16 protein-coding genes are annotated in these 17753 nt (G+C 65.1%); 7 read left to right on the top strand and 9 right to left on the bottom strand.

Annotation, left to right across the window (positions count from 1 at the left end; translation table 11 throughout):
- Position 1: 1 nt before the first annotated feature.
- From narJ to EDF71_RS11675, 8 genes are all read right to left on the bottom strand, one after another.
- Positions 2 to 688 (bottom strand): nitrate reductase molybdenum cofactor assembly chaperone, encoded by a 687-nt coding sequence (gene narJ, locus EDF71_RS11710; protein WP_208301036.1) that lies wholly within the window; start codon positions 686 to 688, stop codon positions 2 to 4.
- 11 nt (positions 689 to 699) lie between these two features.
- Positions 700 to 2223: a nitrate reductase subunit beta gene (gene narH, locus EDF71_RS11705; RefSeq protein ID WP_133856759.1), complete on the bottom strand. Its 1524-nt coding sequence runs from the start codon at positions 2221 to 2223 to the stop codon at positions 700 to 702.
- Positions 2220 to 2579, bottom strand: a complete 360-nt coding sequence (locus EDF71_RS11700; protein ID WP_166656521.1) for a cupin domain-containing protein — start codon at positions 2577 to 2579, stop codon at positions 2220 to 2222. Before EDF71_RS11700 ends, narH begins: the two co-directional genes overlap by 4 nt.
- A gap of 25 nt (positions 2580 to 2604) precedes the next feature.
- Positions 2605 to 6411 carry a nitrate reductase subunit alpha gene (locus tag EDF71_RS11695; protein ID WP_133856757.1) on the bottom strand — a complete coding sequence of 1269 codons (3807 nt, stop codon included), beginning with the start codon at positions 6409 to 6411 and terminating at the stop codon, positions 2605 to 2607.
- Positions 6412 to 6450: 39 nt separating this feature from the next.
- Positions 6451 to 7887: an MFS transporter gene (locus EDF71_RS11690; protein ID WP_133856756.1), complete on the bottom strand. Its 1437-nt coding sequence runs from the start codon at positions 7885 to 7887 to the stop codon at positions 6451 to 6453.
- Between the two features lie 34 nt (positions 7888 to 7921).
- The gene (locus EDF71_RS11685) at positions 7922 to 9190 is read right to left on the bottom strand and encodes a nitrate/nitrite transporter (RefSeq protein WP_133856755.1); all 1269 of its coding nucleotides are present in this window, start codon (positions 9188 to 9190) and stop codon (positions 7922 to 7924) included.
- Between the two features lie 206 nt (positions 9191 to 9396).
- On the bottom strand, positions 9397 to 10596 hold the full coding sequence (locus EDF71_RS11680) for a threonine ammonia-lyase (protein ID WP_133856754.1): 1200 nt from the start codon (positions 10594 to 10596) through the stop codon (positions 9397 to 9399).
- Between the two features lie 101 nt (positions 10597 to 10697).
- Positions 10698 to 11363, bottom strand: coding sequence for a TenA family protein (locus EDF71_RS11675; protein WP_133856753.1), 666 nt, complete (start codon positions 11361 to 11363; stop codon positions 10698 to 10700).
- A 123-nt stretch (positions 11364 to 11486) separates the two neighbouring features.
- Here EDF71_RS11675 and EDF71_RS11670 point away from each other — a divergent pair, with 123 nt between their 5' ends.
- The 4 genes from EDF71_RS11670 (at position 11487) to EDF71_RS11655 (ending at position 14701) form a co-directional block, all read left to right on the top strand.
- On the top strand, positions 11487 to 11852 hold the full coding sequence (locus EDF71_RS11670; RefSeq protein ID WP_133856752.1) for a RidA family protein: 366 nt from the start codon (positions 11487 to 11489) through the stop codon (positions 11850 to 11852).
- A gap of 224 nt (positions 11853 to 12076) precedes the next feature.
- Positions 12077 to 13384, top strand: a complete 1308-nt coding sequence (locus tag EDF71_RS11665) for a C4-dicarboxylate transporter DctA (protein WP_133856751.1) — start codon at positions 12077 to 12079, stop codon at positions 13382 to 13384.
- Between the two features lie 4 nt (positions 13385 to 13388).
- Entirely contained in the window at positions 13389 to 14075 is a 687-nt protein-coding gene (locus EDF71_RS11660) for a GntR family transcriptional regulator (RefSeq protein ID WP_133856750.1), read from the top strand.
- Positions 14075 to 14701: a pseudouridine synthase gene (locus EDF71_RS11655; protein WP_243854271.1), complete on the top strand. Its 627-nt coding sequence runs from the start codon at positions 14075 to 14077 to the stop codon at positions 14699 to 14701. Before EDF71_RS11660 ends, EDF71_RS11655 begins: the two co-directional genes overlap by 1 nt.
- A 19-nt stretch (positions 14702 to 14720) precedes the next feature.
- On the opposite strand, the gene EDF71_RS11650 is transcribed toward EDF71_RS11655, so the two are convergent.
- Positions 14721 to 15887 (bottom strand): hypothetical protein, encoded by a 1167-nt coding sequence (locus EDF71_RS11650; protein WP_133856749.1) that lies wholly within the window; start codon positions 15885 to 15887, stop codon positions 14721 to 14723.
- A 237-nt stretch (positions 15888 to 16124) separates the two neighbouring features.
- Here EDF71_RS11650 and EDF71_RS11645 point away from each other — a divergent pair, with 237 nt between their 5' ends.
- From EDF71_RS11645 to EDF71_RS11635, 3 genes are all read left to right on the top strand, one after another.
- A complete protein-coding gene (locus EDF71_RS11645; protein WP_243854279.1) occupies positions 16125 to 16724 on the top strand; it encodes an ankyrin repeat domain-containing protein in 600 nt (199 codons plus the stop codon).
- A gap of 259 nt (positions 16725 to 16983) precedes the next feature.
- Positions 16984 to 17223 carry a hypothetical protein gene (locus tag EDF71_RS11640; RefSeq protein ID WP_243854270.1) on the top strand — a complete coding sequence of 80 codons (240 nt, stop codon included), beginning with the start codon at positions 16984 to 16986 and terminating at the stop codon, positions 17221 to 17223.
- Positions 17224 to 17333: 110 nt separating this feature from the next.
- A complete protein-coding gene (locus EDF71_RS11635) occupies positions 17334 to 17684 on the top strand; it encodes an RNA-binding protein (RefSeq protein ID WP_133856747.1) in 351 nt (116 codons plus the stop codon).
- The last annotated feature ends 69 nt before the right edge of the window (positions 17685 to 17753 follow it).

The raw sequence follows: 17753 nt of genomic DNA, 5'->3' as shown, positions 1-17753 counted from the left end.
TTCAGCGGGCCGCGCCAGCGGGTGGCTGGCGCCGTGTGATGTGGATGGGTTGGGCACTGCCCGGCGCAGCCTGGCCCTGGCTGTTGCAGCCGCCAAAGGCGGCGGGCTCTTCCCAGCTTGCGTCCAGCGGCTCGTCGGCGGGCAGCGGTGCAGCGGGGGGGTCGGCCACCACCGGCTGGCCGGCCAGATCGAGCACGGCCGACACGACGGCGGCGTAGTCGCTGTGCCGGCGGCTCAGTGCAGCGGCGATGGATTGCAGGATGTGCGCAAACTCACCGATAAAGGCGCGCGCCTCCAAGGTCGGCTGGGTGGAGGCGAACTCCAGCAGCACCGTCATGTGGTCGGGCAGCTCGGCAGGGTCGAGCAGCAGGCCAGCCTGCTCATAGGTCTGGACCAGGTCCACCATCGCCGGGCCCCGGTCGCGCGAGTCGCCATGCACATGCTCGAACAGGTGCAGCGCGGTGCCACGGCCCCGGTCAAACAGGTCCACATAGATGGCTTCGGCATCCATGCCTTCGGCCAGCAGGCGGTCCATCAATGCGTCCAGCTCGCTGCGGCGCACATGGCCCAAGGCGTTCTCGGCGTTGAGTGCCGTGTGGATGTCGACCAGGTGGCCGCGCATGTCGGCGTCGGGGTAGCGCAGCAGGTGGGCCAGTGCGCGCAAGCTAAAGCTGATGCTGTCTTTCATGTTGTCTCTCCTCACAGGCTGGCCTGGATCGGGATGGTGCGTTTTTTCTCGCTGCCGAACAGGCTGGTGTCGGTCACGCCTTCGCTGCAACCGTTGCCAAACGAGAAGCCGCAGCCGCCGCGCACATTGAAGGCGTTCTCGGCGTATTCGCGGTGCGTGGTGGGGATCACAAAGCGGTCCTCGTAATTGGCAATGGCCATGATCCGGTACATCTCCTCGGCCTCGGCCACCGTCAGCTCGGCCTGCTGCAGAGCGGCCTCGTTAGGCACGCCATCGACATGCTTGCCGCGCTGGTAGGCGCGCATGGCCAGCATGCGCTCCAGCGCACGCACCACCGGCACCGTGTCGCCTGCGGTGAGCAGGTTGGCCAGGTACTTGACGGGGATGCGCAACTGGTTCACATCGGGCAGCTCGCCGTTGGCGCTCACATGGCCGGCCTGGGCGGCGGCGGTGATGGGCGACAGCGGCGGCACATACCAGACCATCGGCAAGGTGCGGTACTCGGGGTGCAGCGGCAGGGCCACCTGCCAGTCCACCGCCATCTTGTAGACGGGGCTGTTGCGGGCTGCGATCAGCCAGGCCTCGGGGATGCCATCGGCCCGCGCCTGGGCGATCACCGCCGGGTCGTTGGGGTCGAGGAAGATGTCGAGCTGGGCCTGGTACAGGTCCCTGTCCTGGGTGATGCTGGCCGCTTCTTCGATGCGGTCTGCGTCATACAGCAGCACGCCCAGATAGCGGATGCGGCCAACGCAGGTTTCGGAGCAGACCGTGGGCTGGCCCGCTTCGATGCGTGGGTAGCAGAAGATGCACTTCTCGGCCTTGCCGCTTTTCCAGTTGTAGTAGATCTTCTTGTAGGGGCAGCCCGAGACGCACATGCGCCAGCCACGGCACTTGTCCTGGTCGATCAGCACAATGCCGTCTTCCTCGCGCTTGTAGATCGAGCCGCTGGGGCAGCTGGCCACGCAGGCGGGGTTGAGGCAGTGCTCGCACAGGCGCGGCAGGTACATCATGAAGGTGTTCTCGAACTGGCCGTAGATGTCCTTTTGCACCTCGTCAAAGTTCACATCCTTGCTGCGCTTGCTGAACTCGCCACCCAGGATCTCTTCCCAGTTTGGGCCCCAGACGATCTTGTCCATGCGCTGGCCGGTGATCAGGCTGCGCGGCCGGGCCGTGGGCGCGGCCTTCATCTCCTTGGCGGTTTGCAGGTGCTCGTAGTCGAAGGTAAAGGGCTCGTAGTAGTCGTCGATCTCGGGCAGGTTGGGGTTGGCAAAGATCTTCATCAACAGCTGCCATTTGCCGCCCTGGCGTGGCGCGATGGATCCATCGGCCTTGCGGACCCAGCCGCCGTTCCAGCGGTCCTGGTTTTCCCATTCCTTGGGGTAGCCGATGCCCGGTTTGGTCTCGACGTTGTTGAACCAGGCGTACTCGACGCCGGGGCGGTTGGTCCAGACGTTCTTGCAGGTGACGCTGCAGGTATGGCAGCCGATGCATTTGTCCAGGTTCAGGACCATGCCGATTTGTGCGCGAACCTTCATGTTGGGTTCTCCGTGGGGGTTGGTGTGGGGGTCGGTGCGAAAAGCATGACCAGGGCAGATGCGGCCTCCTGGGCATGCACAGCGTGGGGCTCGCCCGCGGCGATATGGCAGAAGTCACCAGGCGCCATGGCCAGCTGGCGGCCCATGGTCTCGAAGACGAAGCGACCTTCGATGCACTGGATCACCATGCGCTCGGGCACCTGGTGGCTGTGCAGACGCTGGCCGGCCTGCAGCACCAGGCGGAAGATCTGCAGATCGGGATCGCGCACCAAGGTGTACGAGCTCGCCTCGCCCAGCGCGGCCGCCAGGGGCCGCGCCGAGAAGATGGCGCCAGCAGGGGTGTGGATCAGTGCCATGGCGGGGACTCCTTCTGCGTGGCGCTCAGGGGTTCTCGCCCTGGGCCTGGTAGGCGGCGGCCAGGTGGTCATCGCGCGGCGTGTCCAGCCAGTCCACCTTGGCCATCTTGCGCACCACAACGAACTCGTCGCGGTTGGTGCCGATGGTGCCGTAGTAGTTGAAGCCGTAGCTGTACTGCGCGTAGCCGCCGATCATGTGCGTGGGTTTGAGCACAATCCGCGTGACCGAGTTGTGGATACCGCCGCGCACGCCAGTGATCTCGCTGCCGGGCGTGTTGATGATCTTCTCCTGCGCGTGGTACATCATCACCATGCCGGGCTTGACCCGCTGGCTGACGACCGCCCGCACGGCCACTGCGCCGTTGAGGTTGAACATCTCCATCCAGTCGTTGTCCTCGATGCCGGCGCGCAGGGCGTCCTCCTCGCTGATCCAGGCCACCGGCCCGCCCCGGTTGAGCGTGAGCATCAACAGGTTGTCGGTATAGGTGCTGTGGATGCCCCATTTCTGATGCGGCGTGATGAAGTTCAGCTGGATCTCGGGGTGGCCATTGGGCTGGATGCCCTGCATGCCGGCCGTGGCCTTCATGTCCACCGGTGGACGGTAGCTGGAGAAACCCTCGCCAAAGGCCACCATCCAGGGGTGGTCCTGGTAGAACTGCTGGCGGCCGGTGAGGGTGCGCCATGGGATCAGCTCATGCACATTGGTGTAGCCGGCGTTGTAGCTGACCGTCTCGCTCTCGATGCCGCTCCAGGTGGGCGAGCTGATGATCTTGCGCGGCTGCGCCTGGATGTCGCGGTAGCGGATCTTCTCGTCCTCGCGGTAGATCGCCAGGTGCTTGTGCTCGCGGCCGGTGAACTTCTCCAGCGCCTCCCAGGCCTTCACCGCCACATGGCCGTTGGTCTCGGGGGCCAGCTGCAGGATGACTTCGCAGGCATCGATGTCGCTGACGATGCGCGGGCGCCCTTCGGTCACGCCGGGCTCGGTGGTCAGGCCATTCAACTGGCCCAGCTGCTCGACCTCGGTGCCGGTCTGCCAGCCAATGCCCTTGCCGCCATTGCCCAGCTTGTCCATCAGCGGGCCCAGTGCGGTAAAGCGCTTGTAGGTGTTGGGGTAGTCACGCTCCACCACGGTCACCTGCGGCGCGGTCTTGCCCGGGATCAGCTCGCACTCGCCCTTCTTCCACTCGGCCACGCCATAGGGCTGGGCCAGCTCGGCGGGGGTGTCATGCATCAGCGGGGTCAGCACGGTGTCGCGCTCCACGCCCAGGTGGCCCACGCAGACCTCGCTGAAGGACTTGGCAAAGCCCTTGTAGATTTCCCAGTCCGAGCGCGATTCCCACACCGGATCGACCGCTGCCGACAGCGGGTGGATGAAGGGGTGCATGTCGCTGGTGTTGAGGTCGTTCTTCTCGTACCAGCTGGCCGTGGGCAGCACGATGTCCGAGTACAGACAGGTGGTGCTCATGCGGAAGTCCAGGGTGACCAGCAGATCGAGCTTGCCCTGGGGCGCATCGGCATGCCAGGTCACCTCTTCGGGCTTGGCGTCATCCGGGCCCAGGTCCTTGCCCTGCACGCCGTTGTCGGTGCCCAGCAGGTGCTTGCAGAAGTACTCATGGCCCTTGCCGCTGGAGCCCAGCAGGTTGCTGCGCCACACAAACAGGTTGCGCGGCCAGTTCTCGGGCGCATCGGGGTCTTCGCAGCTCATCGTCAGGCTGCCGCTTTTGAGGCCCTGGGCCACATAGTCACGCGGCGCCAGGTTGGCGGCATCGGCAGCGGCCGCTATCGACAAGGGGTTGGTCTTGAGCTGCGGCGCGCTGGGCAGCCAGCCCATGCGCTCGGCGCGCACGTTGTAGTCGATCATGCTGCCGCCGTACTGGCTGCGGTCGGCCAGCGGGCTGACGATCTCTTCAAGGCCGAGCTTCTCATAGCGCCACTGGTCGGTGTGGGCGTAGAAGAAGCTGGTCGAGTTCTGCTGGCGTGGTGGGCGTGCCCAGTCCAGCGCAAAGGCCAGCGCGGTCCAGCCGGTCTGTGGGCGCAGCTTTTCCTGGCCCACATAGTGCGACCAGCCGCCGCCGCTTTGGCCCACACAGCCGCAGAGCATCAGCAGGTTGATGACGCCCCGGTAGTTCATGTCGCAGTGGTACCAGTGGTTCATCGCCGCACCGATGATGACCATGGACTTGCCCTTGGTCTTGTCGGCATTGGCGGCAAACTCACGCGCCACCATCGTGATCTGCTCGCGCGGCACGCCGGTGATGCTCTCGGCCCACGCGGGCGTGTAGGCGGCATCGTCGTCGTAGCTGGAAGCGCCGCTGCCCAGCCCCCGGTTGATGCCGTATTGCGCAGCCTGCAGGTCGAACACGGTGGCCACCAGGGCCTCTTGGTATTCGCCATCGCTGCCCAGGCGCAGGCGCACGGCCGGCACCTTGGCGCGGCTCACATCGCCTTGCTGCTCATTGGCCGTGAAATGCGGCGTGGCAATGCCGCCAAAGTAGGGAAAGCCCACATCCACAATCTCATGGGCCTGGCTGCCATCTTCCAGCACCGAGAGCTTGAGGGTGACCTCGTCGCCATGGCGCGCTTCCTTGGACTCCAGGTTCCACTTGCCCGCGTCGTCGCGCCCCTCGGCACCCCAGCGAAAGCCGATGGAGCCATGGGGCAGCACGGCACGGCCCTGGCTGTCAAAGGCCATGGTCTTCCACTCGGGGTTGTTGTCCTGGCCGAGCTTGCCGTTGAAATCGTTGGCGCGCAGGTAGCGGCCAGGCACCTGCACCACGCTGCCATCAGCCAGGGTCTTGCTCTCGAGCAGCACCAGCATCGGCAGGTCGGTGAAGCGGCGTGCGTAGTCGTCAAAGTATTCGCTGCGCTTGTCGAAGTAGAACTCCTTGAACGCCACATGGCCCATGGCCATCGCCAGCGCCGCATCGGTGCCCTGCTTGGGGTGCAGCCAGACATCGGAGAGCTTGGCCACCTCGCTGTAGTCGGGCGTGACGGCCACCGTCTTGGCGCCCTTGTAGCGCACCTCGGTGAAGAAGTGGGCATCGGGCGTGCGCGTCTGCGGCACATTCGAGCCCCAGGCAATGATGTAGCTGCTGTTGTACCAATCGGCCGATTCGGGCACGTCGGTCTGCTCGCCCCAGACCTGGGGGCTGGCCGGCGGCAGGTCGCAGTACCAGTCGTAAAAGCTCATGCAGACGCCGCCAATCAGGCTCAGGTAGCGGCTGCCGGCCGCGTAGCTGACCATGCTCATCGCCGGGATGGGCGAGAAGCCGATGATGCGGTCCGGCCCGTGCTGCTTGATGGTGTAGACATTGGCAGCGGCCACCAGCTGGTTGACCTCGTCCCAGGTGGAGCGCACAAAGCCGCCCAAGCCACGCACCTGCTGGTAGTCGCGGCGTGCAGCATCGTCCTGCGCAATCAAGGCCCAGGCATCGACCGGCGTCCTGGCGACCTTGAGCGCAGCGCGCCAGCGCTCCAGCAAGCGACCGCGCACCATCGGGTATTTGACCCGGTTGGCGCTGTACAGATACCAGCTGTAGCTGGCGCCCCGGGCGCAGCCACGCGGTTCATGGTTAGGCATGTCCCAGCGGGTGCGGGGGTAGTCGGTCTGCTGGGTTTCCCAGGTGACGATGCCGCCTTTGACATAGATCTTCCAGGAGCAGGAGCCCGTGCAGTTGACGCCATGCGTGCTGCGCACGATCTTGTCATGCGCCCAGCGGGCGCGGTAGGCATCTTCCCAGGTGCGGTCTTCGCCGGTGGTACGGCCATGGCCGCCGGCAAAGCTCTCCTTGGGCAGGCGAAAGTGGGTGAGTCGGTCGAGGAAATGGCTCATAACAGTTCTCTTTCTCGTGGGGTCCAGGTCCGGGGACCTTTAGCAGGGCATCGCGGCGTTGCGGCGGGCATAGCACCACCAGGTCACCACGGCGCACAGCAAATAGAAGGCAGAAAAGACCCACAGCGCGGCCTCGGGCCCGCCGGTGGATGCGATCGAGCTGCCATAGCTCTTGGGAATGAAAAAGCCCCCGTAGGCGCCCAGCGCACCGGCAAAGCCGACGGCGGCGGCGCCCAGCACATTGCCTTCCTTGAGGGCGGCGGCCTGCGAGGCCGCATCCTTGCCGGCTCCTTGCGTGGCCAGCTGGTTGAAGATCACGGGGATCATGCGGAAGGTCGATCCGTTGCCGATGCCGGTGGTGACAAACAGCACCAGGAACATCAGGAAGAAGCCGGTGAAGCTGCCCGCCTGCGGCCCAAAGGCCAGCGCGTAGCTGCCCGTGCCCTTGGGCAGAAACCACAGCACGCCCAGCACGGCCAGCGCCATCACCAGAAAGTTCCAGAACGTGACCACGCCGCCACCGACCTTGTCGGCCAGCCAGCCACCAAAGGGGCGCACCAGCGCGCCCACCAGCGGGCCCAGCCAGGCGTAGGCCAGCGGATTGACCTCGGGGAACAGGCCCTTGATGAGCAGCGGAAAGCCGGCGGCAAAGCCGATGAAGGAGCCAAAGGTGCCCAGGTAGAGCACACACATGATCCAGTTGTGGGGCTGCACAAAGATGGCAGCCTGCGCGGCCACCGAGGCCTTGGCATCGGCCACGTCATTCATCGTGAACCAGGCCACGACCGAGGTCAGCGCAATCCAGGGCACCCAGATGAAGGCGGCGTTCTGCATCCAGACCTTGACCTGCACACCACCCTGGATGATGGTTTGCGGCTCACCGCCAAAGATACCCAGCAGGCCCACGGTGACGACGATGGGGCTCAGGAACTGCACCACCGACACGCCCAGGTTGCCCAGGCCGGCATTCACGCCCAGCGCCGAGCCCTTGCGGTCCTTGGGGAAGAAGTAGCTGATGTTGGCCATGCTGGAGCTGAAATTGCCCCCGCCCAGGCCGCACAGCAAGGCCAGGATCAGCATGGTCGGGTACGGCGTGGCGGGGTCCTGCACGGCGATGCCGATGCCGATCGCAGGGATCAGCAGGCTGGCGGTGGAGATCGCCGTCCAGCGCCGGCCGCCCACCAGCGGCACCATGAAGGAGTAGAAGATGCGCAAGGTGGCACCCGACAGCGCAGGCGCAGCCGCCAGCCAGAACAGCTGGTTGGTGGAGTACTGAAAGCCCAGGCCCGGAAGGCTGACGGCCACCACGCTCCAGACCTGCCAGACGGCAAAGGCCAGGAACAGGGCCGGCACGGAGATCCAGAGGTTGAGCTTGGCGATGGCCTCGCCTTCCTTCTCCCAGAAGGCCTTGTCTTCCGGGGTCCAGATCTTCAAGGTGCTGCCGCGGCGCGGCGCAGAGGGGGTGTTGGTTTTCATGGAGAGTCCTTCCAGGGGAAATCGATGGCGGCTGTCAGGCCTTGCGGCCAGCGGCAGCGCCCATCACATCGGCGCGGCGCACCTCGGTCCAGTACATCCAGATCAGCGAGACCCAGACCACGCCATAAAGCAGCATGAAAGCGCTGGAGCGCACGCCCGTCAGATCGAGCAGCAGGCCAAACAGGATGGGCAGCACAAAGCCGCCCAGGCCGCCGGCCAGGCCCACAATGCCGCTGATGGCACCGATGTTGTCGGGGTAGTCATTGCCGATGTACTTGAAGACGCTGGCCTTGCCGAACGCAAAGGCCACGCCCAGCACGCCCATCAGCGCGGTGAAGCTGTAGACGTTCAGGCTCAGGTGGAAGGTCTTGGGGCCGTTGACGGTGGCAATGGTGAAATCGGTCTGCGGGTAGCTCAGCAGGAACAGGCAGATCCAGCTCACCCACATCACCCACCAGGTGACCTTGTGGGCGCCGTATTTGTCGGACAGCACACCGCCAATGGCGCGCAGCACGCCGCCGGGCAGCGAGAAGCAGGCCGCCAGCAAGGCGGCCACGCGGATGTCCAGGCCGTACTCGCCCACGTAGTACTGCACCATCCACAGCGCCAGCGCCACATAGCCACCAAAGACGATGCTGTAGTACTGGCAGTACTTGAGCACGCGCGGGTCCTTCAAGGCCTGCAGCTGGTCGACAAAGCGAGCATTGCTGGCCACCAGGTGGCGCGGGTCGTGCGCGCTGAACAGCCAGAACAGCACCACAGTGCAGGCCAGAATGGCCGCATAGACCTGGGGCACCAGTGCCCAGCCGCCCGCCACCAACAGGACCGGGGCCAGAAACTTGTTGACGGCCGAGCCCGAATTGCCCGCGCCATAGACGCCCATGGCCATGCCTTGGCGCTGCTTGGGGAACCAGCGCGCCACATAGGGCGTGCCGACCGAGAACGAGCCCCCCGCCAGGCCGACAAACAGGCCGATAACGAGAAACTGCCAGTACTGCGTGGCGTATGCCATGAGCCAGACGGCCGGCACGGTGACCGCCATCAACAGGGTCATCACATTGCGGCCGCCAAAGCGGTCGGTCCAGATGCCCAGCGGCACCCGCACCAGCGAGCCCGAGAGCACCGGCATGGCGGTGAGCAGGCCGAACTCGGTCGCGTTCAGGCCCAGTTGCTGCTTGAGCGGGATGCCGATGACGCCGAACATCATCCACACCATGAAACAGACCGTGAAGGCCAGGGTGCTGACGGCGAGCACACTCCAGGCCTGACGCGAGACAGCGGGAGGGGCAGTGGCGGAATCCATGGTGGGGGCAGATGTTGTTGGTCTACCCCTACTGTCCTGCGCCAGCGCGCAGCGCACCATCCACCGGTTAGCGCATCAGGCCGCGCCGGAAGAACGATGGCCTGCGCCCTGCCATCGTTCTGAAGAACTACACCGCCGCTTTTCTCGGCAGCGCCTGATGTGCATCAAACCGGCCCTGCGGCCGGGCCGGCATGATGCCTGGTTGCTCAGGCCAGATCGACTTGCATGCCGACGGCGCGCAGCTTCTCCACCACCTCGTCGATATGTGCCTTGCTGCGGGTCTGCAGCACGATGTCGATCTCGGTGTTTTGCGCGGCCAGCTTGGTGAAGGCGCGCTGGTGGTGCACTTCTTCGATATTGGCACCCGCCTCGGCCACGATGGCCGTGATGCGTGCGAGCATGCCGGGCACATCGCGCGAGCTGATGCGCAGGCGCGCCAGCCGGCCCGAGCGCACCATGCCGCGCTGGATGATGGAGGCCAGCAGCAGCGGATCGATATTGCCACCCGACAGCACCAGGCCCACCTTCTGGCCCCGGAAGCGCTCGGGGTAGCGCAGCAGCGCGGCCAGGCCCACCGAGCCGGCCCCTTCGACCAGGGTCTTTTCAATCTCCAGCAGCATCAGCACGGCCTGCTCGATATCGCTTTCTTCGACCAGCACCAGGTCATCAACGGCGCGGGCCACGATCTCGCGCGTGATCATGCCGGCCGTGGCCACGGCAATGCCTTCGGCCATCGTCGATACGCCGACGGGCAGGTCCTGGTGCTGCACCGCATTGACCATGCTGGGAAAGCGCGAGGTCTGCACGCCCACCACCTGGATGCCGGGCTTGACGGCCTTGGCCGCGGTAGCCATGCCGGCGATCAGGCCACCGCCGCCCACCGCCACCAGCAAGGTGTCCAGATCGGGCTGGTCTTCCAGCATCTCCAGCGCCAAGGTGCCCTGGCCGGCTGCAATGTCGGCATCGTCAAAGGGGTGCACAAACACCAGCTTCTGGTCCTCGGCCATCGCATAGGCATGGGCGCGGGCCTCTTCCAGGGTGTCGCCATGCAGCACCACCTCGGCACCAAAGCTGCGCGTGCGCTCGACCTTGACGCCCGGCGTGAAGCGCGGCATCACGATCACCGCCCGCACACCCAACTGCTGCGCATGGTAGGCCACGCCCTGGGCATGGTTGCCCGCGCTCATCGCAATCACGCCCCGTGCACGCTGCTCGGCATCGAGCTGCATCAGCTTGTTGCAGGCACCGCGCTCCTTGAAGGCGGCCGTGAACTGCAGATTCTCAAACTTGAGGTAGACCTTGGCGCCCACGATCTGGGACAGGGTGTGGGAGTACAGGCAGGGTGTGCGTTCGACCTTGCCTTGGATGCGCTGCGCGGCGTCGCGGATGTCTTGAATGCTGAGCATGGGATGACTCGCTGTAGGGAGTGGGTGCCGCCCGGCCAGGGGCTGGCTGTGGTGGGGAGCTTTGTCTCGAGGTGTTGAGGGGTTGGTGGCGGTTGCTGCGCTCAGTCGGCGCTGGGCGGCTGGTAGACATGGTCAAAAAAGGCCTGCTCCAGCACCACTGCGCGGCTGAAATAATCGGCCGCCTCGGCGCGTGCATCGGGGTCGATGCTCTCGCCCATGCGGTCGAGCTCGGCGCGCAGCCAACCGACAAAATCGCGGAAGAAGTCGTTGGCATGCAGGCTGATCCATTCGGCATGCACAAAGCGTGGCGGCAGGGTCTGGCCGGGCTGGTCAAAGCCATCCAGGTACAGGCCTTCGGCCACACAGAGCACGGCCAGGCAGTTGGCGTATTTCTGGCTGCGCGCGGCCTGGCCCATCAGCGCCTGGAACTGCACGGTAGGCAGCGTAAGCGGCGGCGTCTCGCGCTCCTGCGCAGGCACTTGCAGCTCGTCAAAGCTGCGCTGGAAATAGGTGTTCTCGTCGCTGGTGATCATGGCCGCAAACTGCGCCAGGCGCACGCGCGGCGCAAAGCTATCGGCACTGGCGATGGCCGCACCCAGCAGCGCCACAAACTGGTTGATGAACTGGTAGTCCTGCACCAGGTAGCGGCGCAGCACCGCATCGTCCAGGCTGCCGGCCCGCATCTCGTCAATGAAGCGGTGGTGGATGCAGGCATCCCAAACGGGCTGGTTCAGCGCTTGGAGCGCATCGGAAAAACGGTCGGTCATGGTGGGCGGCAGAGGCTGCAACGGCGAAGAGGGCCATTGTGCCGCAACAGCCTTGTGCCTGCGCACCGCCCCTGTGATGCGCTATGATTTTTGCGTATCCCCCTCCGTTACCGAAAGACGAGCATGACCTCTGCCATCGACCGCCGCCACGTCGGCGCCCGCCTGTCCGAAACCGCCATCCACAACGGTACCGTCTACCTGGCTGGCCAGATCCCCGAGAACAACCCCGGTGCCGATATCGTCACCCAGACCCAGGAAGTGCTGGGCCATATCGACCGCCTGCTGGGTGAGGCCGGATCGAGCAAGGCCAGCATTCTGCAGTGCCAGATCTACCTGACCGACATCAGCGAAATCGGCCAGATGAACAGCGTCTGGGACGCTTGGGTGGCCCCCGGCCATACGCCGCCCCGCGCCACCGTGCAGGCCACCTTGGGCAACCCCGATTACAAGATCGAAGTGGTGGTGGTCGCCGCCGTCGAAAAGGCCTGATAGCCCCTGCATGGCCCCCGCCCGGGGCCGTTGCAGAAAGCTGCATTCCTTGCATACAAAGCCTGTCTTGCATCTTGCATGGCAGGCTTTTTGCTTATGTCTCCGAGGTCGCACAAGTCGGTGAACACTCACGGGTAATCCCTGTTCACCGAATGCTTTGTGCTTGGGTACATTTTTGCATACAAGAGATTTATAACTTGTATACAAACACAAAAGGAATGCGTATGCGTCGCTTTGTCAGATCGCTGTTCGGGCAGGTGGTGGTGGCTCTCATCATCGGGGTCATCATCGGCCTGATGGCACCGGAATGGGCCGTCAAACTCAAACCTTTGGGCGATGGTTTCATCAAGCTCATCAAGATGATCATCCCGGTGCTGGTGTTCTGCGTGGTGGTGCATGGCATTGCCGGCGCGGGCGACCTCAAGCGCGTGGGCCGGGTCGGCGTCAAGGCGCTGATCTACTTCGAGGTGCTCACCACCATTGCACTGGCCTTGGGCCTGGTGCTGGCCTTTGTGTTCCAACCTGGTGCAGGCATGAACGTGGACCCGAGCAAGCTCGATGCCTCGGCGATGAGCGCTTACGCCAGCAATGCCGACAAGCTGACCAGCGGCGGCACGGTCGACTTCCTGATGAAGCTGATCCCCACCACCGTGGTGCAGGCCTTTGCCACCGGCGATGTGCTGCAGGTGCTGCTGTTTGCCGTGCTGTTTGGCTGCGGTCTGACCATGCTGGGCGAGCGCGGCGCGCCGGTCAGCCTGGTGATCGACACCATGTCGCATGTGCTGTTCAAGGTGATGGGCATCATCATCAAGCTGGCGCCGCTGGGCGTGCTGGGCGCGATTGCCTTTACCGTCGGCCAGTATGGTGTGGGCTCGCTCAAGCAGCTGGGCATGCTGGTGCTGCTGTTCTATGTGGCCGTCGCCTTCTTCGTCTTTGTGGTGCTGGGCTTTGCGATGCGTGTCTCGGGCTTCAGCCTCATCAAGCTGCTGCGCTACCTGCGTGAAGAGCTGATGATCGTGTTTGCCACCACCTCGTCCGACAGCGTGCTGCCCCAGATCATGGCCAAGCTGCGCCACCTGGGCATCCGCGACTCCACCGTCGGCCTGGTGATCCCCACCGGCTACTCCTTCAACCTGGATGCGTTCTCGATCTACATCACCTTGGCGGCGGTCTTCATCGCACAGGCCACCAATACGCCGATCTCGATGACCGATCTGCTGACCATCCTGGCGATTGCCCTGGTCACCTCCAAGGGTGCGCATGGCGTGCCGGGCTCGGCGATCGTGGTGCTGGCTGCCACCTTGCATGCGATCCCCGCGATCCCGGCGATTGGCCTGGTGCTGGTGCTGTCGGTGGACTGGTTCATGGGCATTGCCCGTGCGCTGGGCAACCTGATCGGCAACTGCGTGGCCACCGTGGCGATTGCGTCCTGGGAAGGCGATATCGACCGCGAACGGGCCCATAAGGTGCTCAATGGCGAGAAGCTGCCGCAAGACACGGCACAATCGGAGCTGTCCACACCCCACGCCTGAGCCCATGACTGCTGTCAGCCCCACCACCATCGCCGAACGCGTCGTCGAAGCCATCCTCGCGCAGAAGCTGTCGCCGGGCGAACGCTTGGGAGAACAAGCGCTGGCAGACAACTTCTCGGTCAGCCGCACCTTGGTGCGTGAGGCGCTGATGCAGCTGCAGGCGCGCGGCTTTGTACAGGTGCAGCCGCGCCGGGGCTGGTATGTGGTGCAGCCCAGTGCCGAGGAGGCGCGCGACGCCTTTGCCGCCCGCCGCATCATCGAGGCCGGCATTCTGGAGACCTCGGGCCGGCCGATGCAGCAGGTGATCCGCCAGCTGCGCCTGCATATCGATGAGGAGCAGCGCGCGATCCAGGGGGCCGATGCCGCCACGCGCGCCTTTCTGCTGGCCGATTTCCATGTCTGCCTGGCCGAGAACATGGGCCACCGCCTGCTGGCCGATACCTTGCGCGACCTGACCGCCCGCACCACCCTGGCCGCGACGCTCTACCAGTCCGACCACAGCGCCGAGCAGTCCTGCGCCGACCACGCCAGCATTGTCGAAGCGCTGGAACGGGGCGATGCCGAGCAGGCCCGCGCACTGATGCTGGCCCATATCGGCAATGTGGAAGAGGCGCTGGAGACCACGCCCCCGCCCCCGGAGACCGCGCCCGGCGAGCGCCTGCGTGCAACCCTGAGCCCCGTGCAGCGCTGATGCCCGAGCCACGCATGCGGCCGCGCAAGAGCGGCGGGCCGGTCAAATTTCTCAAGCCCTCCAGGCCCGCAGTCCCGGCCGGGCCGCCACGGCTCTTGGGTTTTCACAAGCCCTATGGCGTCGTCAGCCAGTTCACGCCCGAGGGGCGCTGGCAAGGCCTCAAGGACTTTATCGATGTGCCCGGCGTCTATGTCGCGGGCCGGCTCGATGGCGACAGCGAAGGCCTGCTGCTGCTGACCAATGATGGCCAGCTGCAGGCCCGCATTGCCGACCCGCGCCACAAGATGGCCAAGACCTACTGGGTGCAGGTCGAAGGCATTCCCGATGCAGCGGCCTTGCAGCAGTTGCGCGATGGCGTGGACCTGAAAGACGGCAAGACCCTGCCCGCCCAGGTGCGCATGCTCGATCCGCAGCCCGCGATGTGGGCGCGCAATCCGCCGATCCGCGTACGCCAGAGCGTGCCCGATTGCTGGATTGAGCTCATCATCCGCGAAGGCCGCAACCGCCAGGTGCGGCGCATGACAGCCGCCGTCGGCCACCCTACGCTGCGCCTGGTGCGCATGGCCATTGGCCCCTACACGCTCGATGGCCTGGAGCCGGGGCAGTGGACGGATCTGGCGCTGTAAAAAGCCGCCGCGCCCAGCCTCAATGCGCCAGCAGCGGCAATTCGTTCAAAGCCTCTGGCCCCGAGGGCAAGGCCACCGCCTGCCAGCCACCGCGCTGGGGCCAGGGCCGGTAGTGCGCCGGCGGCAGTAGATCCACCTGCTGGATCTGCCCTTGCAGCTGCGCGCCCAGCGCTTGCAAGGCCTGGCTGCGCTGCTGCGCGCAGGCCTGCACCTGTGCCCACTGCGCGCGCCGCGCGGCCGCGCTGAGGGCCGCTATCGCACTGGGGGCTGGCAGGCATTGCGCCGCCACCAACCAGCGCAGGGCGCTGGGGTCGCCCGCGCCCAGTTGCTGCAGTTGCTGTGCATATCGCTGCAGCCCCTCCGGGTCCAGGCGGCCTGACAATTGGATGTCGAGCACATCCCCCCGCAGCCGGTAGCGCGCCGGCAGGGCGGCGGTCCAATTGCTTGTGCCGTGGCGGCTGCGCATGCTGGCACGGATGCGGCGGCTGCCCTGTACCAGCAAGGGCTGCACCAGCTCCAGCAAGGCGGCATCGCGCAGTCGCGCCTGCTCGGGGTTGCTGGCGGGCGCCAGCTGGATGCGCAGCGGCTGGCTGTCATACCCGCGCCATTGCAGGCCCCAGGCCTGCAGCCCGGCCCGGTCTGGCGCCAGCAGGCCGATTGCCAGCATGGCCGGCACAAACGCGATCGTCGCCCAGACCCACCATTCAGGCGACATGCGGCGCGCATTCCAGGCCTCGCCCTGGCGCAGCAGCGACCAGCCGGTGCTGAGCTGCCCCAGCAGCCACACTGCCACCAGCACCACGATGGCGCCGGCCAGGCCCGTGCCCATCTGCAGCATCTCGGCCGGGTGCAGGCTGTCGGGCAGCAGGAACAAGACCATCCAGCCGCAGGCCGTGGCCACCAGGGCTGCCAGCATCGCGTAAAACGGCAGCCACACCGGCGTGCGCAGCCGCCCGTCCTCCATCAGCAAGCCTGGATCGCGCAGCGCGCGCCGCCCTTCCAGCATCCAGCCGATACGGCCCACCTGCGACAGCAGCACAAACACTAGGCCACCTGCTGCCACTGCGATCAGCAGCGGCAGCCACAGCCAGAACAGCAGCACCCCCAGCGCCAGCAAGACCAGCCCGCCCAGCAGCAGCAGCGCCACATGGCCGCGCTGCTGCTTTCGCTCGTTATTCCCATCCATTCGTCTCTGCACTCCCCTTGTCTCCCATCTCCATTGGCACTCGGCATTCCTGTGCAAGAATGGCCTTTCGCACCCGTAAATCCTTCAAGACCAGCTATGGTTTTGGGAGTATATGAAATGGAAGGGATGGACTCGGCTGCCATCCCCCGCTGTAAGGAGACCCCCATGCGCCCCTTGCTCAGCCTCTGCCTTGGCCTGGCCTTTCAACTGACGCAGCTCGCTGCCCACGCACAGAACATGACCACGCTCGCCCTGCACCAGGCCGCGGCTGCCAACAACGGCAGCCGCATCCAGCAACTGCTGCAAAACGGGGGCGCCAGCGCCATCGATGCGCGCGATGCCCAGGGCCGCACGCCGCTGCTGGTGGCGACACAGAGCAACCAGGTGGCAGCGGCCAAGGCCTTGATCGAGGCCGGTGCCGATGTGAATGCCAAGGACAACATCGAAGACAGCCCCTACCTCTATGCCGGCGCACGCGGCCACCAAGAGATCCTGCAGATGACGCTGGCCCATGGCGCTGACCTGCGCAGCACCAACCGCTATGGCGGCACGGCGCTGATCCCGGCGGCAGAACGCGGCCATGTCGAGACGGTGCGCACCCTCATCAACGCCGGTGTCGATGTCAACCATGTCAACCGCCTGGGCTGGACGGCGCTGATGGAGGCCATCATCCTGAGCGATGGCGGCCCACGCCACCAGCAGATCCTGCAGCTGCTGATCGACGCCAAGGCCGATGTGAACCTGGCCGACAAGGAAGGCGTAACGCCGCTGGCCCATGCCCGCCAGCGCGGCTACAGCGCGATGGTGGAGACGCTGACGGCCGCTGGCGCGCGCTGATGCAGCCCGGCGCAGCGGGTGGAGCCTGCCGCTGCGCCTGCTTTATGTAATAAAACAATAAAAATTGGCTTTTTTATAACCAATGCTATATAGTGGATCGGTTGGAGAGGCAGCGCCCCGTGGGCCAGCCTCTCTTTACCGCAGCTGGCCAGCAGTGCTACAGCCGCGTTCCTGGCGACATTCGCCTGGTTGATCTGTAGAGCAGCAGTCAACTGATGACCTCCCCGCTCACACAGGCGGCCAAAGCCTGTGACCCTGATTGATCCCCATTTCCAAGACTTTTATTTCCATCGGGAAGTACGTCGTTTCACCCTCGACCCACCAGACCCCCAACGGCCGCTTCGGCGCGTCGTTCTCCGTTCAGCGATCACAAGGCAACGGCAGCTATTGCCGGGTGTTCCGCTTTGACAAGACATTCGCCACTGCGGAAGCGGCACGCATCTTTGCCGTGACCCAAGGCTGGCTCCAATCGTCCATGCCCGAGCCGCCCGTCTGTTGACGGCCCGGTAGCAATCCCTTCATTCCCCCTTTGCGATGCAACGCCGATCCCGGTGTTTGCATTCCACCCCCTGCGCTGTGTGGCGCAATCTTTTTAAGAAAGGCTCTGACATGAGCAACAAAATTTATGTGGGCAACCTGCCCTACTCGGTGACCGATTCCAGCCTCAAGGACAACTTCTCCGAATTCGGCTCTGTGAACTCGGCCAAGGTCATGATGGACCGCGAAACCGGCCGCTCCAAGGGCTTCGGCTTTGTCGAAATGGCCTCTGCCGAAGTGGCCCAGGCGGCGATCAATGCTCTCAATGGCATGTCCGTGGACGGACGCCAGATCGTCGTCAACCTGGCCCGTCCGCGTGAAGAATCCCGAAGCTCTGGTGGCTATGGAGATTCCGGCTATCGCTCCAGCGGCCGCTCCGATGTGGGCTATGGCAATGGCGGCTACGGCGGTGGCAGTTACTGAGCGCATCGCATCCTGAAGACCCGGCTGTCCTAGCCGGCGCCCTTCAGGTTGGATCAACCCCGCTCCCCC

This window comes from Comamonas sp. JUb58 (genome assembly GCF_004364775.1).
GTDB lineage: Bacteria > Pseudomonadota > Gammaproteobacteria > Burkholderiales > Burkholderiaceae_C > Comamonas.
The sequence above is the reverse complement of the archived record's forward strand: the minus strand, read 5'-3'. Positions and strand labels throughout refer to the sequence as shown.